This window comes from Billgrantia bachuensis, assembly GCF_011742165.1.
GTDB lineage: Bacteria > Pseudomonadota > Gammaproteobacteria > Pseudomonadales > Halomonadaceae > Halomonas > Halomonas bachuensis.
Genome location: NZ_JAAQTO010000018.1, coordinates 183,905 through 210,828, shown reverse-complemented (window position 1 = coordinate 210,828; position 26,924 = coordinate 183,905). Strand labels below are relative to the sequence as shown.

Annotated in this window: 24 protein-coding genes; 14 read left to right on the top strand and 10 right to left on the bottom strand. The window is 60.6% G+C overall.

What is annotated here, in order from left to right; translation table 11 throughout:
- On the top strand, positions 1-816 hold an 816-nt coding region (locus tag HBJ55_RS08485), incomplete at its 5' end, for an LTA synthase family protein (protein ID WP_167113009.1).
- An 18-nt stretch (positions 817-834) separates the two neighbouring features.
- Here the strand turns inward: HBJ55_RS08485 and waaF are convergent.
- Both waaF and rfaD read right to left on the bottom strand, forming a co-directional pair.
- Positions 835-1,881, bottom strand: coding sequence for a lipopolysaccharide heptosyltransferase II (gene waaF / locus HBJ55_RS08480; protein WP_167113007.1), 1,047 nt, complete (start codon positions 1,879-1,881; stop codon positions 835-837).
- Positions 1,878-2,843, bottom strand: a complete 966-nt coding sequence (gene rfaD / locus HBJ55_RS08475) for an ADP-glyceromanno-heptose 6-epimerase (RefSeq protein WP_167113005.1) — start codon at positions 2,841-2,843, stop codon at positions 1,878-1,880. Before rfaD ends, waaF begins: the two co-directional genes overlap by 4 nt.
- Positions 2,844-2,942: 99 nt before the next feature.
- Between rfaD and glyQ the strand changes: the two genes are divergently transcribed.
- The 3 genes from glyQ to gmhB all read left to right on the top strand — a co-directional run bounded on the left by glyQ (position 2,943) and on the right by gmhB (position 6,738).
- Positions 2,943-3,959, top strand: a complete 1,017-nt coding sequence (glyQ, locus tag HBJ55_RS08470) for a glycine--tRNA ligase subunit alpha (protein ID WP_240936028.1) — start codon at positions 2,943-2,945, stop codon at positions 3,957-3,959.
- Positions 3,959-6,025 carry a glycine--tRNA ligase subunit beta gene (gene glyS / locus HBJ55_RS08465; protein ID WP_167113003.1) on the top strand — a complete coding sequence of 689 codons (2,067 nt, stop codon included), beginning with the start codon at positions 3,959-3,961 and terminating at the stop codon, positions 6,023-6,025. The genes glyQ and glyS overlap by 1 nt, the downstream gene beginning before the upstream one ends.
- 161 nt (positions 6,026-6,186) lie before the next feature.
- Positions 6,187-6,738, top strand: coding sequence for a D-glycero-beta-D-manno-heptose 1,7-bisphosphate 7-phosphatase (gene gmhB, locus HBJ55_RS08460; RefSeq protein WP_167113001.1), 552 nt, complete (start codon positions 6,187-6,189; stop codon positions 6,736-6,738).
- A 114-nt stretch (positions 6,739-6,852) separates the two neighbouring features.
- Here the strand turns inward: gmhB and gyrB are convergent, their stop codons facing one another.
- The 4 genes from gyrB to dnaA form a co-directional block, all read right to left on the bottom strand.
- Positions 6,853-9,273 (bottom strand): DNA topoisomerase (ATP-hydrolyzing) subunit B, encoded by a 2,421-nt coding sequence (gene gyrB / locus HBJ55_RS08455; RefSeq protein ID WP_167112999.1) that lies wholly within the window; start codon positions 9,271-9,273, stop codon positions 6,853-6,855.
- Between the two features lie 3 nt (positions 9,274-9,276).
- Positions 9,277-10,401, bottom strand: a complete 1,125-nt coding sequence (recF, locus tag HBJ55_RS08450) for a DNA replication/repair protein RecF (protein ID WP_167112998.1) — start codon at positions 10,399-10,401, stop codon at positions 9,277-9,279.
- Positions 10,402-10,488: 87 nt separating this feature from the next.
- A complete protein-coding gene (gene dnaN, locus HBJ55_RS08445; protein WP_167112996.1) occupies positions 10,489-11,592 on the bottom strand; it encodes a DNA polymerase III subunit beta in 1,104 nt (367 codons plus the stop codon).
- A 67-nt stretch (positions 11,593-11,659) separates the two neighbouring features.
- Entirely contained in the window at positions 11,660-13,135 is a 1,476-nt protein-coding gene (dnaA, locus tag HBJ55_RS08440) for a chromosomal replication initiator protein DnaA (RefSeq protein ID WP_167112993.1), read from the bottom strand.
- A 485-nt stretch (positions 13,136-13,620) separates the two neighbouring features.
- Here dnaA and rpmH point away from each other — a divergent pair, with 485 nt between their 5' ends.
- The 4 genes from rpmH (at position 13,621) to mnmE (ending at position 17,421) form a co-directional block, all read left to right on the top strand.
- Positions 13,621-13,755 carry a 50S ribosomal protein L34 gene (gene rpmH / locus HBJ55_RS08435; RefSeq protein ID WP_010626003.1) on the top strand — a complete coding sequence of 45 codons (135 nt, stop codon included), beginning with the start codon at positions 13,621-13,623 and terminating at the stop codon, positions 13,753-13,755.
- Between the two features lie 13 nt (positions 13,756-13,768).
- On the top strand, positions 13,769-14,140 hold the full coding sequence (gene rnpA, locus HBJ55_RS08430; protein WP_167112991.1) for a ribonuclease P protein component: 372 nt from the start codon (positions 13,769-13,771) through the stop codon (positions 14,138-14,140).
- A 116-nt stretch (positions 14,141-14,256) separates the two neighbouring features.
- Positions 14,257-15,945 carry a membrane protein insertase YidC gene (gene yidC / locus HBJ55_RS08425; RefSeq protein WP_167112989.1) on the top strand — a complete coding sequence of 563 codons (1,689 nt, stop codon included), beginning with the start codon at positions 14,257-14,259 and terminating at the stop codon, positions 15,943-15,945.
- 105 nt (positions 15,946-16,050) lie between these two features.
- Positions 16,051-17,421, top strand: a complete 1,371-nt coding sequence (gene mnmE / locus HBJ55_RS08420; RefSeq protein WP_167112987.1) for a tRNA uridine-5-carboxymethylaminomethyl(34) synthesis GTPase MnmE — start codon at positions 16,051-16,053, stop codon at positions 17,419-17,421.
- Between the two features lie 3 nt (positions 17,422-17,424).
- Here the strand turns inward: mnmE and HBJ55_RS08415 are convergent, their stop codons facing one another.
- From HBJ55_RS08415 to rdgB, 4 genes are all read right to left on the bottom strand, one after another.
- Positions 17,425-18,270, bottom strand: coding sequence for a 23S rRNA (adenine(2030)-N(6))-methyltransferase RlmJ (locus HBJ55_RS08415; RefSeq protein ID WP_167112985.1), 846 nt, complete (start codon positions 18,268-18,270; stop codon positions 17,425-17,427).
- A gap of 91 nt (positions 18,271-18,361) precedes the next feature.
- Positions 18,362-19,045 carry a YiaD family glycine zipper/OmpA-like lipoprotein gene (locus HBJ55_RS08410; protein WP_167112983.1) on the bottom strand — a complete coding sequence of 228 codons (684 nt, stop codon included), beginning with the start codon at positions 19,043-19,045 and terminating at the stop codon, positions 18,362-18,364.
- A 29-nt stretch (positions 19,046-19,074) separates the two neighbouring features.
- A complete protein-coding gene (hemW, locus tag HBJ55_RS08405) occupies positions 19,075-20,265 on the bottom strand; it encodes a radical SAM family heme chaperone HemW (RefSeq protein ID WP_240936027.1) in 1,191 nt (396 codons plus the stop codon).
- An 8-nt stretch (positions 20,266-20,273) separates the two neighbouring features.
- On the bottom strand, positions 20,274-20,885 hold the full coding sequence (rdgB, locus tag HBJ55_RS08400; protein ID WP_167112979.1) for an RdgB/HAM1 family non-canonical purine NTP pyrophosphatase: 612 nt from the start codon (positions 20,883-20,885) through the stop codon (positions 20,274-20,276).
- 1,218 nt (positions 20,886-22,103) lie between these two features.
- Here rdgB and HBJ55_RS08395 point away from each other — a divergent pair.
- The 6 genes from HBJ55_RS08395 to HBJ55_RS08370 all read left to right on the top strand — a co-directional run bounded on the left by HBJ55_RS08395 (position 22,104) and on the right by HBJ55_RS08370 (position 26,768).
- Positions 22,104-22,775 (top strand): response regulator transcription factor, encoded by a 672-nt coding sequence (locus HBJ55_RS08395; protein ID WP_167112977.1) that lies wholly within the window; start codon positions 22,104-22,106, stop codon positions 22,773-22,775.
- A 729-nt stretch (positions 22,776-23,504) separates the two neighbouring features.
- Positions 23,505-24,209, top strand: coding sequence for a LuxR C-terminal-related transcriptional regulator (locus tag HBJ55_RS08390; RefSeq protein ID WP_167112975.1), 705 nt, complete (start codon positions 23,505-23,507; stop codon positions 24,207-24,209).
- 46 nt (positions 24,210-24,255) lie between these two features.
- Positions 24,256-24,762, top strand: coding sequence for a CsgE family curli-type amyloid fiber assembly protein (locus HBJ55_RS08385; RefSeq protein WP_206022366.1), 507 nt, complete (start codon positions 24,256-24,258; stop codon positions 24,760-24,762).
- A 29-nt stretch (positions 24,763-24,791) separates the two neighbouring features.
- Entirely contained in the window at positions 24,792-25,220 is a 429-nt protein-coding gene (locus HBJ55_RS08380) for a curli assembly protein CsgF (RefSeq protein ID WP_167112972.1), read from the top strand.
- 11 nt (positions 25,221-25,231) lie between these two features.
- Entirely contained in the window at positions 25,232-26,068 is an 837-nt protein-coding gene (locus HBJ55_RS08375) for a CsgG/HfaB family protein (RefSeq protein WP_167112971.1), read from the top strand.
- A 247-nt stretch (positions 26,069-26,315) separates the two neighbouring features.
- Positions 26,316-26,768: a hypothetical protein gene (locus tag HBJ55_RS08370; RefSeq protein ID WP_167112970.1), complete on the top strand. Its 453-nt coding sequence runs from the start codon at positions 26,316-26,318 to the stop codon at positions 26,766-26,768.
- Positions 26,769-26,924: the final 156 nt, after the last annotated feature.

Here is a 26,924-nt window from a genome sequence, read left to right as displayed (position 1 = left end):
CAGGGCTACCAGCTCACCTATATGGGCGGCGCCAGCGTCAACTTCGCCGGCAAGGGGCTGTTCTACGAGGGGCACGGCTTCGACACCGTACTGGGTCGTGAGGAGCTACAGCCCCTGCTCGACGACCCCGAGTACGTCAACAATTGGGGGCTTTATGACGACTCGCTCTTCGAGTTCAGCCTGGAGGAGCTTCGCCGCCTGAATGCTGAAGGGGGCCCCTGGGGCCTGGTCAATCTATCCCTATCAGGCCATGCGCCTTATGGCTATCCCGCCCAGGCTTGCCTCGACCGCCAGGGGGAGTTCGACGGCAACGACATCCTATTCTCTGTGGAATGCTCGGCCTGGCTGGCCCGGGATTTCCTCGCCCAGGCCGAGGCCGAGGGCTTGCTCGACAACACTGTCGTGATCGTTGCCAGCGATCATTTGACCATGCGCGTGTCAGCATGGGAGCAACTGATCGAAGGCGAACGCGACAATACCTTTATCCTGTTGGGGCCCGGTATCCCCCAGGGCCGACAGAGGCGCGAAGCTTCCATGGTGGATGTCTTTCCCACCATTCTCGAGGCAATGGGCTTCACCATCGATTGGCATCGCGCCGGTCTCGGGGTTTCGCTGCTTTCGGACGAGCCGACCCTGCTCGAGGAGCATGGCGAGGAGTTCTTCAACGCCCGCATGCGCGAGGAGATCGCGCTGCAGGAACGCCTCTGGGAGGGGCTGGCACCGCCTAGCCAGGAGCTGGAGCCGGAGGAGCCCCAGGAGCAGGTCGTGGAAACGCCCGAGGATGCCACCGGCGAGGAACCTGCCGCGGTGCAGTAGATACCCGCCGTCGGCTGCTCAGTTGCGTGCGATCACCCCAGTGGGCGTCGCCAGCAAGGCGGCGAGTACGCGCTGGGGCGAAAGCTGCACCAGGCAATTGGTGTGGCCCAACGGGCAGTTGCGTTCGAAGCAGGGCGAGCAGGATAGACCCAGGTAGTGAATCTCGGCGCTGTCGGTCAGTGGCGGCGTATAGGCCGGCGACGACGAACCGTAGAGGGCCTGCACCCGAGTCCCTACCGCGGCGGCCACATGCATAAGGCCCGAATCGTTGGTGACCACCTGCTGACAATCGGCGAGCAGGTCCACTGCATCTGCCAGGCGGGTCTGGCCACACAGGTTGTGCACCTGTGCCTGACCCTCGGCGATCGCCTCCCCCGCAGCGGCGTCCTTGGGGCCGCCCAGCACGCGCACCTCGAAGCCCTCGGCGGTCAAGCGCCCGGCAAGCTCGCGAAAGTGTCCCAGCGGCCACTGCTTGGCTGGGCCGTACTCCGCGCCGGGCATCATGCCAACGGCTGGCTGCCTCCCCAATCCCAGTCTTTCGTGCAGTGCGGCCAGGTTGGCAGAGTCGATACGCAACCGTGGCCGAGGGATGGCGAAATCGCCGCGCCGGATCTCTTCGGCCGATAGCCCCAGCGCCACAAAGCGCTTGACGGTCTGGTCGAGCCGCGCCTTGTCGAGCTCGCGCCGCTCGTTGAGCAGCCCATAGCGCTGCTCGCCGGTAAAACCCACTCGGTGGGGAATGCGCGCCAGGAACGGCACCAGCGCCGACTTCCACGAGCGCGGCAGCACGATAGCCCTGTCGAAGCGACCGCGCAGCTGTTTCGCCAGGGTGCGCCGGGTCGCCCAGCCAAACTCACCGTGGCCGACGTCCAGGGTCGCCACCTCGTCGACCTCCTGCATGCGCTCGAGAATTGGCTGCGACCAGCCCGGCGCCACCACGCCGAGATGGCTCTCCGGCTGGCGCTGCTTGAGGGTCTTGAACAGGCTCTGGGCCATGACCATGTCGCCGACCCAGGACGGGCCGACTACTAGAATACGAGACTCCGGCGTGGCCGCCTGGCTCATCCCTTGGCCCCGTCCAGCCACTCCAGGTAGGCCTCTACGCCCTCGGCCACGGTGCGGAACTCGCGGTCGTAGCCAGCCTCGCGCAACCGCGTGATGTCGGCCCGGGTATAGCTCTGGTAGCGCCCCTTGAGCTCGTCGGGAAAATCGATGTACTCGATACGCCCTCGGCCATGGTGGGCAATCACCGCCTCGCCGATGGCTTTGAACGGCTCTGCACGCCCCGAGCCGAGGTTGAAGATGCCTGACTTGCCGGGGTTATCGAGGAACCACAGATTGACGTCCACCACGTCGCCGACGTAGACGAAATCGCGGCTCTGCATGCCGGCCTCATAGCCGTCCCAGGCACCGAACAGCCGGAGGTCCTGCCCTGCGCTGATCTGGGTATGGTTATGGTAGGCCACGCTTGCCATCTTGCCCTTGTGCTGTTCGCGCGGTCCGTAGACGTTGAAGTAGCGAAAGCCCACCACCTGGCTGGTCAGTTCGTTCCAGTGCTGGCGCACGTACTGGTCGAACAGCAGCTTGGAATAGCCGTAGACATTGAGCGGCTTCTCGTATTCGGGCTCTTCGCGAAATACCTGGCTACCACCGTAGGTGGCCGCCGAGGAAGCGTAGAGGAAGGGAATGCCCTGCTGCTGGCAGAAGTGCAGCAGCACCTTGGAGTACTCGAAGTTATTGTCGAGCATGAAGCGCCCATCCCACTCGGTAGTATCCGAGCAGGCGCCTTCATGGAAGATCGCCTCGATCGGCGGCAGGCGAGAGGACTCGCCACGCAGTGCCGCTTCGATGCGCGCGCGGAAGTCGTCCTTGTCGAGATAATCGCCCAGGGTGCAGTCCGCCAGGTTGACGAACTTGGTACCGTCGCGCAGGTCGTCGACCACCAGAACGTCATTGTGCCCGCGCGCGTTGAGGGCCTTGACCAGATTCGAGCCGATGAAGCCGGCGCCACCTGTCACTACGATCATTGTGAACCTCACTGGGGCGCAGCCGCTGCGCCTATAACCGATGTGCCTGTGATTGTATACTTGACGCCTTGTGAATTCATGGCCAACGGTGCTTCCGCAATGACTCCCTCGCCAAACCCGTCGCAGACGCTCTCGACACCCTCGTCGACCTCGGCTCCAGGGTCGACGCCAGACGCGACCACTTTCCAGGGCCTGATACTCTCCCTGCAGCAGTACTGGGCCGAACAAGGCTGCGTGGTGCTTCAGCCACTGGACATGGAGGTCGGGGCCGGCACCTTCCACCCCGCCACCTTCCTGCGCTCCATCGGCCCGGAAACCTGGAACGCCGCCTACGTGCAGCCTTCCCGGCGCCCCACCGACGGCCGCTACGGCGAGAACCCCAACCGCCTGCAGCACTATTACCAGTTCCAGGTGGTGATGAAGCCCTCCCCTGCCGACCTGCAGGAGCGCTTCCTGGGCTCGCTCGCTCGTCTCGGGCTCGACCCGCTGGTGCATGACATTCGCTTCGTCGAGGACAACTGGGAGTCGCCGACCCTCGGCGCCTGGGGGCTCGGCTGGGAAGTCTGGCTCAACGGCATGGAAGTGACCCAGTTCACCTATTTCCAGCAGGCCGGTGGGCTGGAGTGCTATCCGGTCACCGGCGAGCTGACCTATGGCCTCGAGCGTATCGCCATGTACCTGCAGAACGTCGACAGCGTCTACGATCTGGTCTGGACCATCGCACCGGACGGCTCCAAGGTCACCTATGGCGACGTCTACCTGCAGAACGAGCGTGAACAGTCGGCCTACAACTTCGAGCATGCCGATGTGCCGGCCCTGTTCAAGGCTTTTGATCATCAGGAGCGAGAGTGCACCAAGCTGCTCGAGGCCAACCTGCCACTGCCCGCCTATGAGCAGGTGCTCAAGGCCTCGCATACCTTCAATCTGCTGGATGCCCGCCATGCCATCTCGGTGACCGAGCGTCAGCGCTTCATCCTGCGCGTACGCACCATGGCTCGCGACGTGGCCCACGCCTACTATGCCTCGCGCAAGGCTGCCGGCTTCCCGCTGGCCCCCGAGGCGCTGCGTCAGGAACTGCTGGCCCAGGACATGAACGCCGAACAGGGAGACGCATGATGGCTGCCAATACCTTTCTGATCGAGCTGGGCGTCGAGGAGCTACCGCCGGGCGCTATCGATTCGCTCTCGGATGCGCTCGCCGATGGCATTCGCCGGGGGCTCACCGAGGCCGAGGTCAGCTTCGGCGACGTTCGCGCCTATGCCACGCCGCGCCGCCTGGCCGTGCAAGTGGCCGAACTGGCCGATAAGCAGCCCGACCGCGAGGTGGAACGTCGCGGCCCGGCACTCGCCGCCGCCTTCAAGGACGGTCAGCCGACCAAGGCCGCCGAAGGCTTCGCGCGCTCCTGTGGCGTCAGCGTGGCAGACCTGATCCATCTGGAAACCGACAAGGGCACATGGCTCGGCTACCGCGAGCAACAGCAAGGCGAGACGACGACCCGGTTGCTGCCGGACATCGTCGACCGTGCCATCGCAGCCTTGCCGGTGCCCAAGAACATGCGTTGGGGCGCGTCCCGAATCGAGTTCTCGCGCCCCGTTCACTGGCTGGTAATGCTCTACGGCAACGAGGTGGTCGACGCCCAATCGCTGGGGCTGACTTCTGGTCGCACCACCCGCGGACACCGCTTCCATGCCCCAGAGCCCATCGAGTTGGTGCATGCCGACGACTATCTCTCCGCCCTTGAGCAGGCCTGGGTACTGGCCGATCGTGAGCGCCGCCGCGAGCGAATCCGCGAACAGGTACTGGCCGAGGCCGAGGTGCAGGAAGCCCAGGCGGTCATCGACGAAGCGTTGCTCATCGAAGTCAGCGGCCTGGTCGAGTGGCCGGTGGCATTGGCCGGCAGCTTCGACGAACGTTTTCTCGAAGTGCCGGCGGAATGCCTGATCTCATCGATGAAGGCCAACCAGAAGTACTTCCATCTGCTCGATGCGCAGGGGCGACTCAAGCCGCAGTTCATTACCATCGCGAACATCGACAGCCAGGATCCGCAACGGGTCATCGAGGGTAATGAGAAGGTCATTCGCCCACGCCTCGCCGACGCCGCTTTCTTTTACGACACCGACCGCAAGCAGCCACTGTCGGCGCGCATACCCGGGCTCGCCAGCGTGGTGTTCCAGCAGCAGTTGGGTACCCTGGCCGACAAGGCGCATCGCAGTGCCGCTGTGGCCGCGTTCATTGCCGGTCGCATCGGCTGTGATGTGGCCCAGGCACGTCGTGCGGCCGAGCTGGCCAAGTGCGATCTGGTCACCGAGATGGTGCTCGAGTTTCCCGAACTACAGGGCATCATGGGACGCTACTACGCCACCCACGACGGCGAACCCACTGAAGTGGCGCAGGCACTGGAAGAGCAGTATCTGCCTCGTTTCGCCGGCGATGAGATTCCTGCGTGCCGCACCGGCCAGGCCCTGGCGCTAGCCGACCGTCTCGATACCCTCACCGGTATCTTCGGCATCGGCCAGCGGCCCAGCGGCACCAGGGACCCCTTCGCCCTGCGTCGCGCCGCCATTGGCGTGCTCAATATCATGATCAAGGGCGAGCTGGACCTTGACCTTCGCGAACTGCTCGAACTGGCCGCCGCACAGCATCAGGAGCTGCCCTACGCCGAGAGCTTGGTCGAGGAAGTCCTCGGCTACATGCTCGACCGCTTCCGCGCCTGGGGTCAGGAAGAAGGCATCACGGCCGAGGTGTATATCGCGGTACGCGCCCGGCCGGTAACCAAACCTCTCGACTTCGCCCGTCGCTTGCGTGCGGTACACGCATTCACTCAGCGCGAGGAGGCCCTTGCCTTGGCGGCGGCTAACAAGCGGGTCTCCAATATCCTAGCCAAGCAGGCCGACGATGCCGGTGGCCAGATCGACCGTACGTTGCTGCTGGAACCCGCCGAGCAGGCGCTGAACGATGCCGTCTCATCCAGCCGCGAGCGTGTCATGCCGCTGTTCGCCGAGGGTCGCTATCGCGAAGCGCTGGACTTTCTGGCAGGGCTGCGCGCCCCGGTGGATACTTTCTTCGATGAGGTCATGGTCATGGCTGACGAAGATGCCATCCGGCGCAATCGCTTGGCGCTACTGGCCGCTCTCCAGGCGCTGTTCCTCGAGGTGGCGGACATCGCCCTGCTACAGCAATAAGCTACACCCCTGCGCGACAGCCGGCCGGGACTCTCCCCGGCCGGTTTTTTTATTTCTCCTGGCGTTTCACGTGAAACATGGCACACCCTGATGGCCCGTCTTGGCAGCGCTTGTTTCACGTGAAACACTTCTCTTATCTCCGAATCTGCTCATGGTGTGTCATGGCCGAAGCAACCCGACTCGTTATTCTCGACAGGGATGGCGTCATCAATCTGGACTCAGACGACTATATCCGGTCGCTTGACGAATGGATCCCCTACCCTACCGCCATCGAAGCCATTGCACGCCTCTCCCGAGCGGGCTGGGCCGTTGCCATTGCCACCAACCAATCCGGCATCGCGCGTGGCTACTATGACGAGGCCACGCTGGCATTAATGCACGCCGAGCTCGAAAGGCAGGTCAACGAGGCAGGCGGATCAATCGCACATATCGCATACTGCCCGCACGGACCCAATGATGGCTGCTCATGCCGCAAACCATTACCCGGACTTCTAGCGGAAGTTCGCGACGCGCTAGACCTGCCGAGCCTGGAGGGAAGCTGGATGGTGGGCGACAGCCTGCGCGACTTGCAGGCAGGCGAGCCAATGGGCTGCCATGTTGCTCTCGTGCGCACCGGAAAGGGACGCAGGACCGAGGCAAAAGGAGTAGGCCTCGATAAGGCATTCATTTTCGATGACCTTTCGGCTTTCGTCGATTGGCTACTAAACCCTTAGAGCAAGGCTTGAAGAGAAAAAGCCGACCCGCTATAGGTCGGCTTTGCCTTGTAGAACATTGATTTAACTTACCCAGCATGGCGTTTCACGTGAAACGCTATGCTCGATCACGCCTTAAACGTCCAGATTCGCCACCAGTGCATTGCTCTCGATAAAGGCTCGGCGCGGCTCAACCTCATCGCCCATCAAGGTATTGAACATCATGTCGGCAGCGACGGCATCCTCGATCGACACTCGCAGCAGACGCCGTGTCTCGGGATCCATGGTCGTCTCCCACAGCTGGTCCGGGTTCATCTCTCCCAACCCCTTGTAGCGTTGCACCGAAAGACCTCGCTGGGCTTCGGCCATCAGCCACTCGAGCGCCTGGTAGAAGGTACTTACCGTCTTCTTGCGCTCGCCACGGGCGATGTAAGCACCATCTTCGAGCAGGCCTTCCAATGTCTCTCCCAGCGCGGCCATGGCGCGATAGTCAGCGCTGGTGAAGAAGTCGATACCCCAGACGTAATCGGAACTGACTCCATGCGCTGTCAACGTTACTGCCGGCAGGAAGAGTTCGCGCTCGGCGTCTTCCTCGAGGCGGAAGGTATAGCGTGGGCCACCCTCATAGGCTACCAACGCGTCCATCTCCTCTTGCAGGTAGGCGATCCAGTTCTGCATGGTAACGCGATCCTTGAGGCTCGCTTCGCCTTCGAGATGCGCAGCATGCACTACCTTGCGCAGCACCTCGTTGGGATACACTCTCGACAGACGGTCGATACGCTTCATCACGTCGCGGTATTGCCCAACCAGTGACTCAAGCTGCGCCCCGGTGACCGGCGGTGCATCCGGATTGACGTAAAGCCTGGCACCGTCCATGGCCGTCGTGGTCAGGTAATCGATCAGTGCCTGCTCATCCTTGAGATACGTTTCCTGCTTGCCACGCTTGATCTTGTACAGTGGCGGCTGGGCAATGAAGACGTGTCCACGCTCGATCAGCTGCGACATCTGACGGAAGAAGAAAGTCAGCAGCAGCGTACGAATATGCGAACCGTCGACGTCAGCATCGGTCATGATAATGATCGAGTGGTAGCGCAGCTTGTCAGGATTGAACTCCTCGCGACCGATACCACAGCCGAGTGCAGTAATGAGAGTGCCCACCTCAGCAGAAGAGAGCATCTTGTCGAAGCGCGCCTTCTCGACGTTCAGAATCTTGCCTTTGAGCGGCAGAATCGCCTGGGTGCGGCGGTCCCTGCCCTGCTTGGCGCTACCACCGGCCGAGTCACCCTCGACCAGGAACAGCTCGGAGAGGCTGGGATCCTTCTCTTGGCAGTCGGCGAGCTTGCCCGGGAGGCCGGCGATATCCAGGGCCCCCTTGCGCCGCGTCATGTCACGCGCCTTGCGCGCCGCCTCGCGAGCGCGTGCGGCGTCGAGCATCTTGTTGACGATCGCCTTCGCTTCGTTGGGCTTCTCGATCAGATACTCAGAGAAAAGCCGCCCCATCTCCTGCTCGACCGCAGTCTTGACCTCGGAAGAGACCAATTTGTCCTTGGTCTGCGAGGAGAACTTGGGATCCGGGACCTTCACCGAGATGATGGCTGTCAGGCCTTCGCGGGCATCGTCACCCGATGTGGCCACTTTGGTTTTCTTAAGCAGCCCCTCGGCTTCGATGTAACCGTTCATCGTGCGGGTCAAAGCGGCACGAAAACCGGCCAGGTGAGTCCCGCCGTCCCGTTGTGGAATGTTATTGGTATAGCAGTAGATGTTCTCGGTGAACGAGTCACTCCACTGCATGGCCACCTCAACCACAACGCCGTCCTCTCGTTCGGCCTCGAAATGGAATACGGGGTTGAGCACGGTTTTGTTGGTGTTGAGGTGATCGACGAATGCTCTGAGGCCGCCCTCATAGTGGAACAGCTCTTCCTTCCCGCTGCGTTCGTCCATCAGGCGAATCGCCACGCCGGAGTTGAGGAACGAGAGTTCACGCAAACGCTTGGCCAAGATGTCGTAGTGAAACTCGATATTGGCGAAGGTGCTTGATGACGGCTTGAAATGGACCCGGGTGCCGGTCTTTTCGGTTTTGCCCACCACACCAAGCGGTGCCTGGGGCACGCCATGGCGATAGATCTGTTCATGGACTTGCCCAGCCCGCCAGATCGTCAGCTTGAGCTCTTCGGAAAGGGCATTGACGACCGATACACCAACGCCGTGCAAGCCGCCCGACACCTTGTAGGAGTTGTCGTCGAATTTTCCACCAGCGTGGAGCACCGTCATGATGACTTCCGCGGCAGAGACTCCCTCCTCCTCGTGGATATCGGTGGGTACACCGCGGCCGTTGTCGCTAACGGTGATCGACTCGTCCGGATGGATGACCACCCGGACTTCGCTGCAGTATCCGGCCAGGGCTTCATCGATGGAGTTGTCCACCAGCTCGAACACCATGTGGTGAAGACCTGTCCCGTCATCGGTGTCGCCGATGTACATGCCGGGACGCTTGCGCACGGCATCCAGCCCTTTGAGGACTTTGATGCTCGATGAGTCGTAAGCTTGCTCGCTCATTGACTACTCCGTCGTGAAGTCTATCTGTGCCTGTGGCACTAGCTGCCCTGCTCCAGAAGAGGCTTGTTTCACGTGAAACATCGCCAGTGGCGTGTGGGATTGCCATGGTCCCACTAGGGCATCGTGTTCGACACTAGTGATAAAAGCCTGGCAGCGCATGGATTCCAGCAGCCGGCAAAAAACGCGACGATGCTCGGCATCCAGCTCTGCGGGTAAATCGTCTACCAAGTAAAGACAGCTGCGCCCTGTCGTTAGCTCTAACAGCCGACCCTGGGCCAGCTTTAACGCACTTACTACCAGCTTCTGTTGGCCTCGCGACAGCACCTCAACAGCAGGGCGACGCCCCAACCGAATGCGCAAGTCGGCGCGCTGGGGCCCATTCTGGGTAAATCCCATTTGCTGGTCTGCCGACCGCCCCTGCTCGAGCACCTCCTGCAAGGAGCGCTGCTTGTCCCAGCCGCGAGAGTAGCGCAGTCTCAACTCGGGCAGCTCGATCAAGCGAGCTAGCGTCTCTTCGAATACGGGAACGAAGCTGGCCATCCACTCACGTCTCAGGTTATCGACCCGCTCGCCCCACAGTGCCAGCTCCTGCTCCCAGGCAGCCAGGCTATTGGCATCCATTCTACCATGTCTAAGGAGCGCATTCCGATGCTTCAGCGCGCGCTTGGCGCGGCGCCAGGCATCGTAGAAGCCGTGTTTCACGTGAAACACACCCCAATCGAGAAACTCCCTCCGGCCGGCCGGAGGGCCTTCGAGGAGACGAAAGGCATCGGGGTTGACCAACTGCAAGGGAAGTGCTTCGATCAACTGCGCCAAACGCGAAACCCGCTCTCCCCCCATTCGCATTTCCAGCTCCGCCAATGCGCGTGCGCGACGAACCCCAATCGGCAGGGGGGGCTCGCCGGCCAGACGAGCAAACAGCGTCATCTCCTCGGCGTCATGGGCGATGGCGTGTTTTAGCTGCCGTGTGCGGAAGGAGCGCCCCATACCAAGGATATGAAGCCCTTCGAGCAGGCTGGTTTTGCCACTGCCGTTACGTCCCACGATCAAGTTGATGCCGGAGCTCGGCGTGAAATCGAGCATCCCCAGGTTCCGCAGGCCGGTAAAAGCGAGACGGTCAATCAACATACTGGGTAGCGCGCAGCCAGGTGACACCCGGCCGCGTCACTGTCGCGGCACGGCCAGGTGTGATGGAGTACGAGCAGAGCGGCCGTCTCAAAGGCGCATCGGCATGACGACATACAGGGCATCGCCCCCGCCGGGCTCTTCCAACAAGGCGCTGCTGTTCGAATCGGCGAGAGTCATCTGCACTCTGTCTTCGCCAATAACACTAAGAACATCAATGAGATAGCCAACATTAAAGCCGATCTCGAGAGAGTCGCCACCGTACTCTACGGCTACGTTCTCCTCAGCCTCCTCCTGCTCGGGGTTGTTCGCCATTACCTGCAGGTTGCCCTCCTGAAGATGCAGGCGCACACCACGATACTTCTCATTCGAGAGGATGGATGTGCGTGAGAGCACCTGACGCAGCTCGGCACGTTCGGCAATGAAGACCTTGTCGCCTCCACGCGGCACTACCCGCTCATAGTCGGGGAACTTGCCATCGACCAGCTTGGAGGTAAACGTGAAATCGCCGGTATGCGCCCGTACGTGACTGGCACTCAGGGTCAGCGTCACCGGCTCGTCGCCGTCATCAAGCAGGCGTACCAGCTCGAGCACACCTTTGCGCGGTACGATCAGCTTACGCGCGGGCTCCACCTGGATCTCTGCCGGGCGCGAACATACGGCCAGCCGGTGACCGTCGGTCGCCACGGTACGCACCAGGTTGGAACGCAGCTCGAGCAGCATACCGTTCAGGTAGTAGCGCACGTCCTGCTGGGCCATGGCGAAGGAAGTGGCATCGATGAGATGCTTGAGCGTCCCGCGTGGCAGGCTGAGTTCGACATCCCCAGCGCTATCTTCAATATTCGGGAATTCGGCAACCGGCAGGGTCGAAAGGGTAAAGCGGGAACGCCCGCTACGCAGCACGGCGCGCCCCTCCTCCAGGCTGAACTGCAATTCGGCCTGGTCGGGCAGCGACTTGCAGATGTCCATCAGCTTGCGGGCCGGCACGGTAACGGCACCCGGTGCATCGACCTGCGATGCCACCGTGCGTCCGATCAGTTCGACCTCGAGATCGGTGCCGGTAAGGGCTACCTCGTCCTGATCGACCTGGATCAGCACGTTGGACAGCACCGGCAGGGTCTGGCGACGCTCCACCACGCCAGCCACCAGTGCCAGCGGCCGTAGCAGCGCTTCGCGGGTAATGGAAAATCTCATGTCGGCTCCACGTCTCGTCCTGTAGATGGGTGTCGGGCGTTGGGTCAGGCGTCCCGGCGAGCATGCGTCAGCTGGTCAGCAGTCGCAGCAAGTTCTTGTAATCCTCGCGGATATCCGCGCTCTCCTCCTGCAGAGCCTGCACCTTGCGACAGGCATGCAGTACCGTGGTGTGGTCACGCCCGCCGAAGGCATCGCCGATTTCAGGCAGGCTGTGGTTGGTCAGCTCCTTGGCCAACGCCATGGCTACCTGACGCGGCCGCGCCACCGAGCGCGAACGCCGCTTGGAGAGCAGGTCGGCCAGCTTGATCTTGTAGTACTCGGCAACGGTGCGCTGAATATTGTCCACGCCCACCTGCTTGTCCTGCAGTGCCAGCAGGTCCTTCAACGACTCGCGAATGAAATCCTGGGTGATCGGCTTGCCCATGAAGTGGGAGTCGGCGATGACCTTCTTGAGAGCCCCCTCCAGTTCGCGCACGTTGGAGCGGATCTTCTGGGCGATGAAGAAGGCAGCATCGTGGGGCAGGTCGACCTTGGCCTGGTCGGCCTTCTTCATCAGGATAGCCACACGGGTTTCCAGCTCCGGCGGCTCGATGGCCACCGTCAATCCCCAGCCGAAGCGCGACTTGAGTCGCTCCTCGACGCCGCTGATCTCCTTGGGATAGCGATCGGAGGTGAGGATCATCTGCTGGCCACCTTCGAGTAGCGCATTGAAGGTATGAAAGAACTCCTCCTGGGAACGCTCCTTGCCGGCAAAGAACTGGATGTCGTCGATCAATAGCGCGTCTACGCTGCGGTAGAAACGCTTGAAGTCGTTGATGGCGTTGAGCTGAAGTGCCTTGACCATGTCGGCCACGAAGCGCTCGGAGTGGAGGTAGACGACCCGCGCGTTCTCGCGACGCGACGCCAAGGCGTTGCCTACGGCGTGCATCAGGTGGGTCTTGCCCAACCCGACACCGCCATACAGGAACAGAGGATTGTAGGCGCCTCCGGGGTTCTCGGAAACCTGCCGCGAGGCGGCCCGTGCCAGCTGGTTGGACTTGCCCTCGACGAAGGTTTCGAAGGTGAAGCTGGGATTGAGGCCGCTGTTGTGCTTCAGGCTGCCTTCGACCTGCACTTCGCGATCACCGCTGGAGCGGCGCCCCGAGCCGGCCCCTTCTTCGCGTAGCTGGTCGATTTCACGTTCGTCGCCGATATCTCCTCGCGGTGGCACCTGCACGGCCGGCGCCAACGGAGAGTGAGGGTTGGCCGATACCGGCGCACCCAGGTCTCGCGGCTGCGGCTTGACCGCCGCCGCTCTGCGGCTACCGACTGTCAGTACCACCCGTGGCGGTTTGGCAGGCGCCAGGTCCCGGAGCAGTTCGTTGATGCGCTTGGCATACTTGTCGCCAACCCAATCGCGAACGAAGCGGTTGGGCGCCAGCAGGCGCAGCTCGTTGGCTCCCCCCTCTTCGGCTTGAAGCGGGCGAATCCAGGTATTGAACTGCTGTGCGTTCAGCTCATCCTGCAGGTAATCCAGACACTGTTGCCAGAGAGCAAGAGACACTCGACCTCACCATACCCGTTGATGCATGACCGGCCATTGTATCCTTCGGCTGGCGGGTTATCCACATGCAGCTCGACACCCGACAGGCCTGTGGAAAAGCGGCTCGAGGTTGGACTCTCGACAGCCTGGCGAGTGCCTTGGCTTCGCTACGCCATTGACCCCTCATGAGCAGGACTTACCAAACGCTTTTCCACAAAGCATGGTGCCACCTACTATATTGTTTATTAATCAAATAAAAAACTTATCAACAGGGAGAGTCCCCAAGGTTAATCACAGTTGGGAAGCGTGGCTCCAAGGGGTCGAGACTGCGGTTCAGCCCACCAGCGGCGACGGCTCGACTCGCTGCAGCATGCGGAACAATTGCGTCGGGCAGCCGAAGTCTCTACAATTTCCGGTCTTGAACCGAATCTGTCCCTGGTTCCTGTCGGGAATCAGGGCATTCCTGTAAGACGTTCCGTCAATAATCCACGTGGGAATCAAGTGTTATGAAACGTACCTTTCAACCCAGCGTTCTGAAGCGCAAGCGTGTCCACGGTTTCCGTGCTCGCATGGCTACCAAGAATGGTCGCGCCGTTCTGGCTCGTCGCCGCGCCAAGGGCCGCAAGCGTCTGAGCGCCTGACAGCGGATTGCGCGTGTCCGGTCATGGTTTCCCCAAACAGTTGCGTCTGTTGACTGCCGGGGATTATCGATACGTTTTCGATCACGCTTCATTCAAGGTACATGGCAAGGGGCTGATGGCCCTGGCGTGCCCCAATGGACTGGACCACCCCCGCCTTGGCCTGGTCATCAGCAAGAAGAACGTCCGCAAGGCCGTGGATCGCAACCGTCTCAAGCGGTTCGCTCGTGAATCCATACGCCTGCAGCAGTGCTCGCTACCCGCCGTCGATATCGTCTTGCTGGCTCGACGCGGCGCGAACGAGCTGGACAAGGCTACGCTGCATCGCCAGTTATTCGGCATGTGGCGCCGCCTGGAGCGTGACGCCCGAAAAACGATGACCTCCTGACCGGATGCGGAGCCTTTCTCCGCCTCGATAGCCTGCCTAGCAGGCTATCGTCTTCATCTACATGACAGCGGATCTCGTTCCAGCGGCATGTTCACTACCCACCGGGCAGAACCCTCATGGACGTAAAACGACTCCTATTGCTGATTCCACTGGCCGTGCTCGCCTACCTGCTTGTCGTGCAGTGGAATCAGGACTACGGCCAGGTTGCTCCTGAGCCTGACGCTCCGGCCATCACCGCATCGCCCCCCGGTGAAGAGCAGGCACCCGACGACGATGGCCTGACGGTTCCCGCTGCGCCCCGTGCTGAGCAGGAGATGGCCAGCGAAATGCCGGGCGAGACGGAGCAGCCGAGCGGTTCTCGCGACCTGGTTGCCGTCGTGACCGATGTGCTCGATGTTCGCATCGATCCCCAGGGGGGGGACATCGTCTATGCCGCCCTGCCCCAGCATCGGTTGACGCTGGGCTCCGAGCGTCCCTACGTGCTCCTCTCGGATAACGAGACGCGCAGCTACGTGGCGCGTTCGGGGCTGCAGGTGGACGGCCAGGGCGGTCGCGTCAGCTTCACGCCGGAGAACACCAGCTATCGCCTGACCGACGACGAGAGCCGCCTCGACGTCGATCTCCATGGCGAGATCAACGGTGTCGAGGTGATCAAGCGCTTCTCCTTCGAGCGCGGAAGCTATGCGGTCGATGTCAATTATTTCCTGACCAACAACGCCGAAGAGCCGGTCACCGCACGCTTCATCGGCCAACTGGCGCGGGATAACAGTCCCGACCCCTCCAGTGGCGTCTCGATGGGCATGAAATCCTACCTGGGTGCGGCCTACTCATCGCCCGAGGATCGCTACCAGAAGGTCGATTTCGACGATATCCAGTCCGGCAAGTTCAACAACCGCGACGTTCAGGGCGGCTGGGTGGCCATCATCCAGCACTATTTCGTCTCGGCCTGGGCACCGCCCCAGAATCAGCAGAACCTGCAATACGCCACCACCGATTCGCGCAACCGCAACGTGGCTGCATTTGCCGGCCCTGTCACCACGGTCTCTCCCGACAGCGAGGCACGCCTGGGCGCCACGCTCTACATGGGACCCAAGGTGCAGAGTTATCTCGAGGAAGTGGCACCCAACCTGCGCCTGACCGTCGACTTCGGCTGGCTGTGGTTCATTGCCAATCCGCTGTTCTGGCTGCTCGATCATATCCAGGACATCATCGGCAACTGGGGTTGGTCTATCGTCCTGTTGACCGTTCTGGTCAAGCTGGCCATGTGGCCGCTTTCCGCCAAGGCCTACAAGTCGATGGCCCGCATGCGCAAGCTGGGTCCGGAAATGCAGCGCCTCAAGGAGCAGTACGGCGACGATCGGCAGAAAATGTCCCAGGAAATGATGAAGTTCTACCAGAAGGAGAAAATCAATCCTCTGGGCGGCTGTCTGCCGATCCTGGTACAGATGCCGGTCTTCATTGCGCTCTACTGGATGCTCCTGGAATCCGTCGAGCTGCGTCATGCGCCCTTCATGTTCTGGATCCAGGATCTGTCGATGAAGGATCCGTTCTTCATCCTGCCGATCCTGATGGGCGCCTCGATGTTCGTACAGCAGATGCTCAACCCCACCCCGCCGGATCCCATGCAGGCGAAGATCATGAAGATGCTGCCGATCGTCTTCACTTTCTTCTTCCTGTGGTTCCCGGCCGGCCTGGTCATCTACTGGGTGGTCAACAACGTCATCTCGATCGCCCAGCAGTACGTGATCACGCGCAAGATCGAGAACGATCCCAGCGTGGGCAAGACGGTCAAGAGCAAGCGCTGATCGCACTACGGAATCACCGGACCCCCGCTCTTGCGGGGGTCTGGCGTTTCAGGGCCCTCGACGGGACAATGCCGCGAGTGCCGTCGCAACCAACGGGGCCAGCCAATGTCGGATCCACTCTATCACCAGGACACCATCGCCGCCCTGGCAACCCCGCCGGGTCGCGGCGGGGTCGGCATCATCCGCGTCTCGGGGCCGCTGTGCGCGACGATCGCCGAGGCCATGGTGGGACACTGTCCCGCTCCTCGGCGCGCCCACTACGGCCCCTTTTGCGGTGATGGCACGGTCATCGACGAAGGCATCGCCCTCTACTTTGCCGGGCCGCACTCCTTCACCGGTGAAGACGTACTGGAGCTGCAGGGGCACGGCGGCCCGGTGATCATGGACATGCTGCTTGAGCGCTGCGTCCAGCTCGGCGCCCGGCTGGCCCGCCCCGGCGAGTTCTCCGAGCGCGCCTTCCTCAACGACAAGCTCGACCTGGCCCAGGCCGAGGCCATCGCCGACCTGATCGAGGCCAGCTCGAGAACGGCGGCCGAGAACGCCGTGCGCTCGCTGCAGGGTGAGTTCTCTCGCCGCGTCGAAGCACTCGTTGCCCGCCTGATCGAGCTGCGCATGTACGTGGAAGCGGCCATCGACTTTCCCGAAGAGGAGATCGATTTTCTCGCTGACGGCAAGGTTGCCGAGATGCTCGCCGGCGTAAAGATCGAGCTGGCCGAGGTGCGCGCCGCCGCCGGCCAGGGCGCGTTGATGCGAGAAGGCATGAGCGTGGTGATCGCCGGACGCCCCAACGCCGGCAAATCGAGCCTCCTCAATGCTCTCACCGAGCAAGAGACCGCCATCGTCACCGATATCGCCGGCACCACCCGCGACGTACTGCGCGAGCATATCCATCTGGACGGCATGCCACTGCACGTGATCGATACCGCAGGTCTGCGCGACACGCCGGATGCCGTCGAGCGGATTGGCGTGGCCCGGGCCTGGGCCGAAATCGAGAAGGCCGATCGCGTTCTACTGCTGGTGGATGCCGACACCACCGAGGCCATCGATCCCATGGCCATCTGGCCGGAGTTCGTCGCTCGGTTGCCCGACCCCGGGCGGCTGACGCTGGTACGCAACAAGATCGACGCCAGCCATGAGACGCCGGGGCTCGACATGACCGCCGCTACACCGATCGTTCGCCTTTCCGCCCTGACCGGGGCGGGCGTGACGCATCTGAAGGAGCATCTGAAGACCGTGATGGGTTATTCAGCGACCACGGAGGGCCGCTTTTCGGCTCGCCGCCGTCATCTGGACGCTCTCGACCGCGCGCAGCAGGCACTCTCAAACGGAGAAGCCCAGCTGTCAGGCTACGGCGCAGGCGAATTGCTGGCGGAGGACCTGCGCGACGCCCAGCAGGCGCTGGGTGAGATTACCGGGGAGTTCAGCGCCGACGATCTGTTGGGAGAGATCTTCGGCAGCTTCTGTATCGGCAAGTAGCTGCTATTCCCCTACCCACCAATCGGCACTGTATCGGCACGCCTCGCCGAGCAGCGGCGTCGCTCGCGCCATCGCCGCGGCCAGGCGCTCGTCGATCCCCCAGGGAGGATTGGCGACCAGCATGCCGCTGCCGTACATGCCGCGCTCCTCGCCCGGTGCGTGCAGCGTCAGTTCGCTGCGCCAGACCTTGCGTAGCCCGCCCTCACGCAGCCGCTCCAGCAGCACGTGGTGGCGTCCGGCCGGCAGCAGGGGATACCACACCAACACCACGCCATGGCGCGCCTTGCGCATGGCGGCCAGCACGCACTCGGCAACCTCGGAGTACTCCTCCTTGCGCTCGTAGCTGGGATCGATCAGTACGCAGAGTCGGGGGGTCGGCACCGGCAGCGCCTGGATCAGTCCCGCCAGGCCATCACCGTGAATCCGCAGGGCATTCGCCGGCAGGGCCTGCTGCGACAGGTGGTCGTGCTCGCCCGGATGCAGCTCGAAGAGGCGCAACCGATCGCTGCCGCGCAGTCGCCGAGCCAGCCACCAGGGCGAGCCGGGATAGCGCTCGAGCCGCGATCCGCCCTGTTGAAGAGCGTCGATGTCTTCGAGCCAGGCCGACAGCAGCGGTTCGTCGGCCAGGCGTTCCCGCGCCTGCCACAGCGGCAGCACGCCATGGCGATACTCGCCGAGACGCTGGGTCTCGGGCGCGTCCAGCGGGTAGACTCCGCGCCCGGAATGAGTGTCGACGAAGGTGATCGGCGAGGGCTTGCGCAGCAAGTGGTCAACGACGGCATTCAGGGCGAGATGCTTGTGTACGTCGGCGAAATTGCCCGCGTGATAGGCATGCTGATAGGAGAGCATGAACGATAGCCTCATGCGGAACGGAGATAAGCGAGCAGGCCCGCCACTATGCTGTTGGCGGGCCTGCAAGGCAACGCGTTGCGAGAGGCGCTTACTGTTGCTGGAACTGCGACTCGATCGGCGACAGCGTGATCTCGACGCGACGGTTCTGGGCCCGACCCTCCTCGGTGTCGTTGCTGGCGACCGGTTGGCTCGGCCCATGGCCAATCATGTTGAGACGGTTGCTAGCTACCCCGGCCTGGGCCAGATAGCCGCCTACCGCTTCGGCACGGCGCTCGGAGAGGCGCTGGTTGTAGCTGACGCTGCCAGTGCTGTCGGTATGGCCAGCGATGTTGACCCGCGTATCGGTGTACTGGGTCAGTACGTTGGCTACATCATTGAGCGCGTTGCGCGCCTGAACGGTAAGTTCACTGGAATCGAAGCCAAAGGTCACACTGCTGGGCATGTTGAGCACGATGTCGTCGCCGCGACGCTCCACGTCGACGCCGGTACCCTGCATGCTCTCGCGCAACTGCTGCTCCTGACGATCCATGTAGGCGCCGATGCCGGCACCCGCCGCGGCCCCCACGACGGCACCGATCGCCGCCCGGTCGCGCCGGCTGGTGCTGCCATCGCCCGACAGGGCGCCGGCGGCGGCACCCACTGCTGCGCCGATCCCGGCCCCGGATAGGGTCTTGTTGCGCTGGGTCTGCCCCGAATAGGGATCGGTAGTGGCACAGCCGACGAGCAGCAAGGCAGCCGCAAGAGGAGCAACGAATCGGGTAGCTTTGAGCATTGGCAATCTCCAGTCAGAGGATAACGCGATCATTCTGTACCGGCGTCGCTCACGAGCGCCAGTAACTCGTTCAAGAATAATAGACCTCGAGGTGAAGCCTGGAGCCTTTGTGCGTCTTCCACAAGAAGTCCTTTATTGCGCGCCGCTTCCAGGCGCTCGCTCAGCATTGGGAGCGAGCGTCCGGTGTGGGCCGGCCAATCAGCCATGGACACGCCGTCAACGAGGCGCAGGGCATTCATGGCGAACTCCAGCGGCAGCTCGTCGTCACCGACCCAGTTGCTGCCGGCAACGAAGCCACGCGGATCGAGGCGTCGACGCAGGTAGGCGTCGGGCTGGCGTGCCTTCCAGCGACGTTCGATGCACAACCGGCCCGAGTCGTCGAAAGCACTCAGCTTGCCGTGACTGCCGGCGCCAATACCCAGGTAATCACCAAAACGCCAGTAGTTGAGATTATGCCGTGAGCGCCGCCCAGGTTGGGCATAGGCGGAAATCTCATAGCGTGCAAGACCTGCCGCCTCGATCCGCTCATGGCCCAGATCCTGAATGTCCCACAGGGTTTCCTCCTCGGGCAGCACGGGCGGCCGCGTGTGGAACTCGGTATTTGGCTCGAGAGTGAGCTGGTACCACGAGAGGTGCTCGGGCTCCAGTGCCAGAGCTTGCTCAAGATCAGCCAGCGCCAGCTCGGGTGTCTGGTCCGGCAGCCCGTGCATCAGGTCGAGATTGAGGTTATCGAAGCCTGCGGCTCGCGCCTCCTCAACCGCGGCCAAGGCATCGTCACCGCTATGAATACGCCCCAGGGCCGCAAGCTGCGCCGCCTGAAAGCTCTGTACGCCGAGCGACAGCCGGTTGACCCCAGCCTCGCGGTAGCCACGGAAGCGTCCACGCTCCAAGGTACCGGGATTGGCCTCCAAGGTGATTTCGACTTTCTCGTCGAGCGGCAGGCGCCGCGCCAGTTCGTCAAAGAAGCGCATATAAAAATCGGACGACATCAGGCTCGGTGTCCCGCCGCCGATGAAGATACTGGCGAGCGGTCGACCGGCTGCCAGCGACAAGTCGGCATCGAGGTCGTCGAGTAGCGCGGCCAGGTACTCCTCTTCGGGCAGCGCAGCCCCCCTGCCTACACCATGGGAGTTGAAATCGCAGTAAGGGCATTTGCGTACACACCAGGGCACGTGCACATAGAGCGCCAGGGGAGGAAGCGTCGATACAGATCGAGGCAAGTCGGCCATCAGCGTTGGGTCATCTCGCTCAGAGCCGCCAACATGCCATCGAGGGCACGCCCACGATGACTGAGCCTATTCTTTTCTTCCGCCCCCAGCTCGGCGACACTCTTGCCCAGCGAGGGAAGCCAGAACAGCGGATCATAGCCGAAGCCGCCCTCTCCACGAGGCTGCTCGAGGATTTCTCCCTCCCAGCAACGCTGGACGATCAGCGGCACCGGGTCGTCGGCATTGCGCAAGTAGACCAGCGCACACCAGTAGCGCGCGCTACGAGCTATGCCGGATACCCCGCTCAAGGCTTCCAGCAGTTTGGCATTGTTACGCACGTCGCTCTTGGGCTCGCCCGCATAGCGGGCCGAGTAGATGCCCGGCTGACCCGAAAGCGCATCGACCTCGAGACCGGAGTCGTCGGCCAGTGCCGGCAAACCGCTGATGCGACTGGCCGCACGAGCCTTGAGCAAGGCATTCTCGACGAAGGTGAGCCCGGTTTCCTCGACGTCTGCCACACCGAATTCGGACTGGGGCCTGACCCGTAGACCCAAGGCGGCGAAAAGCTGGCCGAACTCCCGGATCTTGCCGGTGTTGGCACTGGCGAGCACCAACTCATCAATGGGGATCACAACGGCTCCTAATGCATGCTTGCCATCGTCAGCATTTTACACGAGGTAGGCAACGGGCTGAACCGCCAACACAGCTCAGGTACGAATTTGAGATGCGCAATTCACGTCGCGAATCGAGGCTGCAGCCAAGCACGCCAGACTTGTCCACGCCATGTCGTAACCTATCTTTACAACCTGATGCAGGTGGCGCCGCCGGCTAGGGCTCCGAGAGACGTACCATCTTACATTGCCCCGACAAGTCATTCAGCAAGAACAAGACGAAACATTTACCTATCCGTTCCGTCTGAACTCCTCCCCAAGAGTAAAAAATGGTAACAATGTTTGCTTTAACATCGATGGAGCCTGCTCGTTGCCACCGGAAGGCGCCTGATTGAGATGCTCAATGGCCAGTGAACATCCAGCATGCCCAGGGCCATATTCATGGGCTCCGCTAATGCCGCTGAGCGCACCAGCGCCGATCGTGGAGGCCGCCCTGTCGGTCGTGCTGAAGACTTGGGTACGGACAATGCATTCGAGGCAAGTGTCTGGACCATACTCGAGGAGCAACAGCCATGCCACTCAGCGCCAAGCAGGTCGGTGCCTTCGTCCGGCTGACGCATCTGATGCGTAGCAGGCTTGTGCCGGGCATAGCACTCACCTTGTTTTCCTAGCTTGCGGGGGCTGACGCGGTTGATCCTGTGTACTGCTGCCAGCTAGTTCACGGATGGACATGTACTGTTTCTTAACAGCGCCTCCCTTTTGTGACTGACTCGTACTAAGCAAGGCCCAGGCCAGAAATGTAAGTTTTTTAACAAAGGTACGCTGAGTAATAGACGGTAGGATGTGTAACGACAGGGAAACGCAGAAAAGGCCTACTCGCAGCCAATAGGTATGAAATAGATGCCTCCCTGCGCAGTCGACGGTCTAATACTCCGAGTACTGACCAAGGTACAAACTTTTTGTTACGTTGCCATGTTGATTCTGCACACTAATAACCTAACGGCATGTTTTTCAAGGAATAAAAAATTAGGATGAAAAAGTGAAGCTCTGCACTTTAGTCTGCACAGTTACCCCCACGGACGGCGTAGGTATGAGTTTAAATAAAGAAAGGTAATAAGCAAAGTATTCTTATGAAAAAAAGGTATTAACCTCCTTGCTATTTTTGACCGAGACTCCAAAAATGCAGGAAATTACATTTCTTTACATGTTGAATTGCGAATCAATAAGGGGGAAGGGAATATGACAAGCATGGACTTCCGGATTTTCCTGGTCACCGCCATCAATCCCCAATCTAAGCTGTTCATCGAGCATCTTCAGCTCCAAGTGGAGCATGAGGTCATTGCTGTCGACACCGAGACCATGCCATCCCTGGGTGAGGGAAAGGACATCCTGGTGATTCTCGACCTGGATCATCTGAGCGAAGCGACCATGCAGCGCTGGCAGGCCGCAGCGGATGGCAAGGAGAACATCAGTCTTGCTGCCTTCAACGTGCGTGATGAGGGGCACGCCGTGGAGCTGCTCTCGTCTCTCAATCTACAGGGAATTTTTTATCGCAATGACAGCGTCGAGCTGATCTGCAAGGGAATCGAGGCGCTTCACAGCGGCAGCCTCTGGATGTCGCGTACCTTGATGTCACGCATGATCCAGTTACTGCGCCGCCAGCAGATGAACTCCTACCGCCCGGCCTGTGGATTGACACAGCGCGAACTGGAAATCATCGGGCTTCTCGGTACGGGAGCCACCAACTCGGAAATCGCCGAGAAGCTGTTCGTCAGCGAACATACCGTGAAATCTCATCTCTACAATATCTTTAGGAAAATCAAGGTGCATAACCGCCTGCAAGCGATGAACTGGGCCAGACGGAACCTGTTCAGTGTGCCTCCTAGCTGCAAGCGAGAAGCGAGGCACTGAGACCAGTAAGGGAGAGGGGGTCACGCGGGAGCGCGCCCATCGGGATACCTGCCAGGAGACCCCCGAATGCCGCTGCTGGTTCGGGTCTTTGATCGTTCCCTCAAGATACTGGCGGCACTCTTCTGGACAACGGCTTCGAATGGGTGCTGTACCGGCCCATGGCAAGCCAGCAATTCCCCTGTTCGGTTCACTTCCCGGCGGTTCCGCAGCGGAGAATTGAAAGGTGACCTGCCCGGCCTGGCCAGGCCGGGCCGGGCCGGGCCTGGCGGCTTCACCGCACAAGCCATGACGCTCCTTAAGACCACGACAGGCCGGCAACCTTCGCGAACTGAATACAGTCTTCAACGACCGACACCAACCATATCGGAGATGGCCCTTCCTCACGCGCCTATAGCCGGCCGTGGAAGCGTCCGTGACCGCATGGGCCGACTCCAGGACAAAACGTTATCAAACGTAACGAACGAGGAGTGAATGAATTAAATTCAGTGGAACTTGAAACGATGTGAGAATTATTGAAGACAAGAATATCATTAAAGCGCGTAAGTATATGATGCTAAAGCACTTCATGCACTGGGCATGGGAAATCTAGTACTGCTTAACCAAACAATACATTCTATAACATAACTTTACAAGATTGCTCCGCTTGAACCAAGATGTTTACAGTCCTTTTCGTAGATCCGGGCATGGTCACATCAAGAAAAAGGAATATCGATCAGGGGATTAAAGAGCATGGAACTTGGAAGAGGGATCATCCTGCTAGCTACCGAAAACAACCCACAAACTCAGCTTTTCGTCAGTTACATACACGAGAAGCTACAACGCGACTTGTACATAGTACCACCAGAGGTGCCTGAAGGCGCAGTCGATCTCATGAAAGAAGAGGGCGGTTCTCGTACCATTGTGCTTCTGGATATCGACCATCTCGAAGAAGCGGTCATGCAGGCATGGCAGGCACAATATCAACATCAGCCAGAATGGGTGTTGACGGCTTTCAATATGAAGGATGAAGAACATGCCGCGCGGTTGCTAAGCCTCATGCCGCTGAAAGGCGTCTTTTACCGCAATGATAACCTCGAAATGATCTGCAAGGGGATCCATCGACTGCTGGCAGGCGATTACTGGCTGTCGCGCTCGCTGATGACGCGATTGATCGACTTTTACCGCCGCCAGCAGATCAACTGCTACCGCCCCGCCTGCGGCATCACGCAGCGCGAGCTGGAAATCATTGGCCTGCTCGGCTCCGGCGCCTCCAATACCGAGATCGCCGAGCTTCTCTTTGTGAGTGAGCATACGGTGAAATCGCATCTTTATAACATTTTCCGCAAGATCAAGGTCAACAACCGCATGCAGGCCGTGAACTGGGCCCGCCAGAACTTGGGCCCCCCTCCCCCGCAGGCGCTACGACGGTGCGATAGAGCCTCATCCAGTCACTGATTCGAGAGCGAACAGGTCAATGGCCTTCTTTCACGCGAAATCGTCAATGGCCATCTTGTTGCTGGCGTTTGGCTCCCTTGCCTTGGCCGAGGAGGAAACGCCGGGAGCCGGACTGCCTGCGGTGCCAAGGGAGCCGTCGGTTCCTCAGAGCCCGATCGAAGGGGAGGAGGCGCTGGAAGAGGGAAAGGCAACGGAAGAGCTGTCTCGTCAGTTTCGCTTGGACGAGCCAGGCCTGTCGGGCGTGATAGTCGACCGCACCATTACCATGATGGGAAAGACTTTCTATAGGCGTTTCAGCCAGTTGAGTTCGGAAAGCCACATTCTGACCAGCACGACACTATCCGTGCACGAGCGCCCCGATGCCCGCTGGGGAAGCCAAGTCTGGGTCGCGGAGAACAATCGCATCCTCTTCCAGGCCGCGCTTCCCCCCCGACTTAGCGATATCGATCGATATGCCGAGGTGGCCGTCGAGCAGGTGGAACAGCTCCTGGTGCAACGCAGCATTATGCAAGCGCTGGAGAGCGACCCGGATCTGGCCGACGAAGAAATCTAGTGGAAAGGATGTACTAGAAGGAGAACACCATGAAACATGCACGCTCACTACTACTGAAGTTCTCTCTTGTCGGACTGCTCTTCTCCTGCTCCGCGGGAGCCCAGGCGGGGGAACTCATCTATCGCCCCATCAATCCTTCATTCGGAGGGGATCCCATGCTGGGCAACCATCTGCTCAACAAGGCCCAGGCGCAGGATACGCACAAGGATCCCAACGCTCCGGATTTCGGTGGCTTCTCAGAAGTCGATTTTTTCCTCCAGGATCTGCGTGCCGATCTCATCAACCGTGCCATCGACGATGCGCTCGATCCCAACAACCCCGGAGGAAGCGAGAGCGTCATCGACAACTCTTCGCTCAACGTCAGGTTCGTCAACGTGGGGGGCGGTGCATTCCAGATGGTCATCACCGACAAGAGGACGAACGAAGTGACGCGGATAGATTTCGGAACGCCATTTTAAGGGGCCAGAACATGAAAGCACTAAGAATCGGTTTCATGTCAGGACTGATCTTCCTTGGCGGATGCGTCGGTATGGTCACCTCACCCGAAGGACTGGAGGGAGCGCCGGCTACCCTGGCTCCTCGTGCCGGTACGTATTACGACTTGACCAGCCTGCCACGCCCGGCAGCCCCGATACTCACGGCCGTCTACGATTTCAGGGATCAGACTGGCCAGTACCGCCCTCAGCCCGCCAGTACCTTTTCGACGGCAGTGACACAAGGCGGCGCCGCCATGCTGAGTTCCGCTCTGGCGGATTCGGGCTGGTTCGTACCCCTGGAGCGTGTCGGGCTGCAGAACCTGCTCACCGAGCGCCGCATCATACGGGCCAACCTGGAGAGAAACGGACGCGAACACGAACTGGGCTCGCTGAACGCGGCCCGCATCCTGATGGAAGGGGGCATCATTGCCTACGACTCCAACATGAAGACGGGCGGCGTGGGCGCAGAGTACTTCGGCATCGGATCGTCCGGTCAGTATCAGGTCGATCAGGTTACCGTCAACCTCCGCGCCGTGGATATCGCCACCGGTGAAGTTCTGGCTAACGTTACCACCAGCAAGACGGTCTACTCATACGAGGTTCGTGCTGGTGTCTATCGTTTCGTCAGCTTCCGCCGTCTGCTGGAAGCCGAGGCAGGGTATACACACAATGAACCGGTCCAGATGGCCGTAATGTCGGCAATCGAATCCGCCGTCATTCATCTCGTTACACAAGGAGTCGACCGAGGACTTTGGAATCTGGCCAATGCTGCAGATCGTGATCATGAGATACTCATGGCTTACCGGGAATCCTCTCCACCGATGCTATGAAACCCTTCTATTACAAGGCGCCAAAACATTGGCGCCTTTTTTACGTCTTGGAGATCAGTAATTTTTGAATTGGCAACGAGTAGAGTCATTCTTGCAGCGACCCTAAGGGTGCTAAAAAAATAATACTGAAATTAAGACATACGAATTATGGAAGGTCCTTTCACACAAGACGACACTGTTACAGAACGTAAAAGAAACAGAGTACGTCGCCATGAGAAAATACGGGCTTGTTATATTTGCGATAGGAATGGCTCTGCTGGCAAACGCCACCATGGCGGCCGATCTCATGCCGAGTTCGGAGCTCGGTCCTGAGCCGGCGGGAGACTTACATCGCCAACATGCCACTGTATACCAGGCTGGCTACGGTAACGATTCCGTCATTATTCAGAGCGGTAATGGCAACAATGCCCAGATCATGCAGTTGGGCTCGGCTAATGCAGCCAGTGCAAGGCAAATGGGGGCAGCTCATAAGGCTCGGATAGTGCAGTCGGGCGCTGAACTGGAAGCTTCGATCCTGCAGAAGGGCCACGGACACGGCGCTGAAATCGTGCAGGTCGGATACGGCAAGGAGGCCACCATCAATCAGCATGGCGCATACGGCAGCGCCGAGATTCACCAGTTGGGAGCCCAGCGTACCAGCCCCATCACCATTACACAATTCTCCCAAGGACAGGCAGCCGTTCACGTCTATCGATATTAACGCTGCCGTTCCAGGTTCGTGGAGAAGCTGCAGGAAGCATGACCAGTAAAAAGTAAAAAACAATGCGCTTAAACCGGAAGTGGCAAACGAGAGCGATAGCCAAGCTATCGCTGTCGAACTCCACCCTGGCAGCAGAGGCTCACCCAGGGATTTCAA

What these genes read in the sequence shown, in the direction of transcription:
- waaF (WP_167113007.1), bottom strand. Translation starts at nt 1,881, where the DNA reads ATGAGCCAGGCGGCCACGCCGGAGTCTCGTATTCTAGTAGTCGGCCCG.
- rfaD (WP_167113005.1), bottom strand. Translation starts at nt 2,843, where the DNA reads ATGATCGTAGTGACAGGTGGCGCCGGCTTCATCGGCTCGAATCTGGTC.
- glyQ (WP_240936028.1), top strand. Translation starts at nt 2,943, where the DNA reads ATGACTCCCTCGCCAAACCCGTCGCAGACGCTCTCGACACCCTCGTCG.
- glyS (WP_167113003.1), top strand. Translation starts at nt 3,959, where the DNA reads ATGGCTGCCAATACCTTTCTGATCGAGCTGGGCGTCGAGGAGCTACCG.
- gmhB (WP_167113001.1), top strand. Translation starts at nt 6,187, where the DNA reads ATGGCCGAAGCAACCCGACTCGTTATTCTCGACAGGGATGGCGTCATC.
- gyrB (WP_167112999.1), bottom strand. Translation starts at nt 9,273, where the DNA reads ATGAGCGAGCAAGCTTACGACTCATCGAGCATCAAAGTCCTCAAAGGG.
- recF (WP_167112998.1), bottom strand. Translation starts at nt 10,401, where the DNA reads ATGTTGATTGACCGTCTCGCTTTTACCGGCCTGCGGAACCTGGGGATG.
- dnaN (WP_167112996.1), bottom strand. Translation starts at nt 11,592, where the DNA reads ATGAGATTTTCCATTACCCGCGAAGCGCTGCTACGGCCGCTGGCACTG.
- rpmH (WP_010626003.1), top strand. Translation starts at nt 13,621, where the DNA reads ATGAAACGTACCTTTCAACCCAGCGTTCTGAAGCGCAAGCGTGTCCAC.
- yidC (WP_167112989.1), top strand. Translation starts at nt 14,257, where the DNA reads ATGGACGTAAAACGACTCCTATTGCTGATTCCACTGGCCGTGCTCGCC.
- mnmE (WP_167112987.1), top strand. Translation starts at nt 16,051, where the DNA reads ATGTCGGATCCACTCTATCACCAGGACACCATCGCCGCCCTGGCAACC.
- HBJ55_RS08415 (WP_167112985.1), bottom strand. Translation starts at nt 18,270, where the DNA reads ATGCTCTCCTATCAGCATGCCTATCACGCGGGCAATTTCGCCGACGTA.
- HBJ55_RS08410 (WP_167112983.1), bottom strand. Translation starts at nt 19,045, where the DNA reads ATGCTCAAAGCTACCCGATTCGTTGCTCCTCTTGCGGCTGCCTTGCTG.
- HBJ55_RS08395 (WP_167112977.1), top strand. Translation starts at nt 22,104, where the DNA reads ATGACAAGCATGGACTTCCGGATTTTCCTGGTCACCGCCATCAATCCC.
- HBJ55_RS08390 (WP_167112975.1), top strand. Translation starts at nt 23,505, where the DNA reads ATGGAACTTGGAAGAGGGATCATCCTGCTAGCTACCGAAAACAACCCA.
- HBJ55_RS08385 (WP_206022366.1), top strand. Translation starts at nt 24,256, where the DNA reads ATGGCCATCTTGTTGCTGGCGTTTGGCTCCCTTGCCTTGGCCGAGGAG.
- HBJ55_RS08380 (WP_167112972.1), top strand. Translation starts at nt 24,792, where the DNA reads ATGAAACATGCACGCTCACTACTACTGAAGTTCTCTCTTGTCGGACTG.
- HBJ55_RS08375 (WP_167112971.1), top strand. Translation starts at nt 25,232, where the DNA reads ATGAAAGCACTAAGAATCGGTTTCATGTCAGGACTGATCTTCCTTGGC.
- HBJ55_RS08370 (WP_167112970.1), top strand. Translation starts at nt 26,316, where the DNA reads ATGGCTCTGCTGGCAAACGCCACCATGGCGGCCGATCTCATGCCGAGT.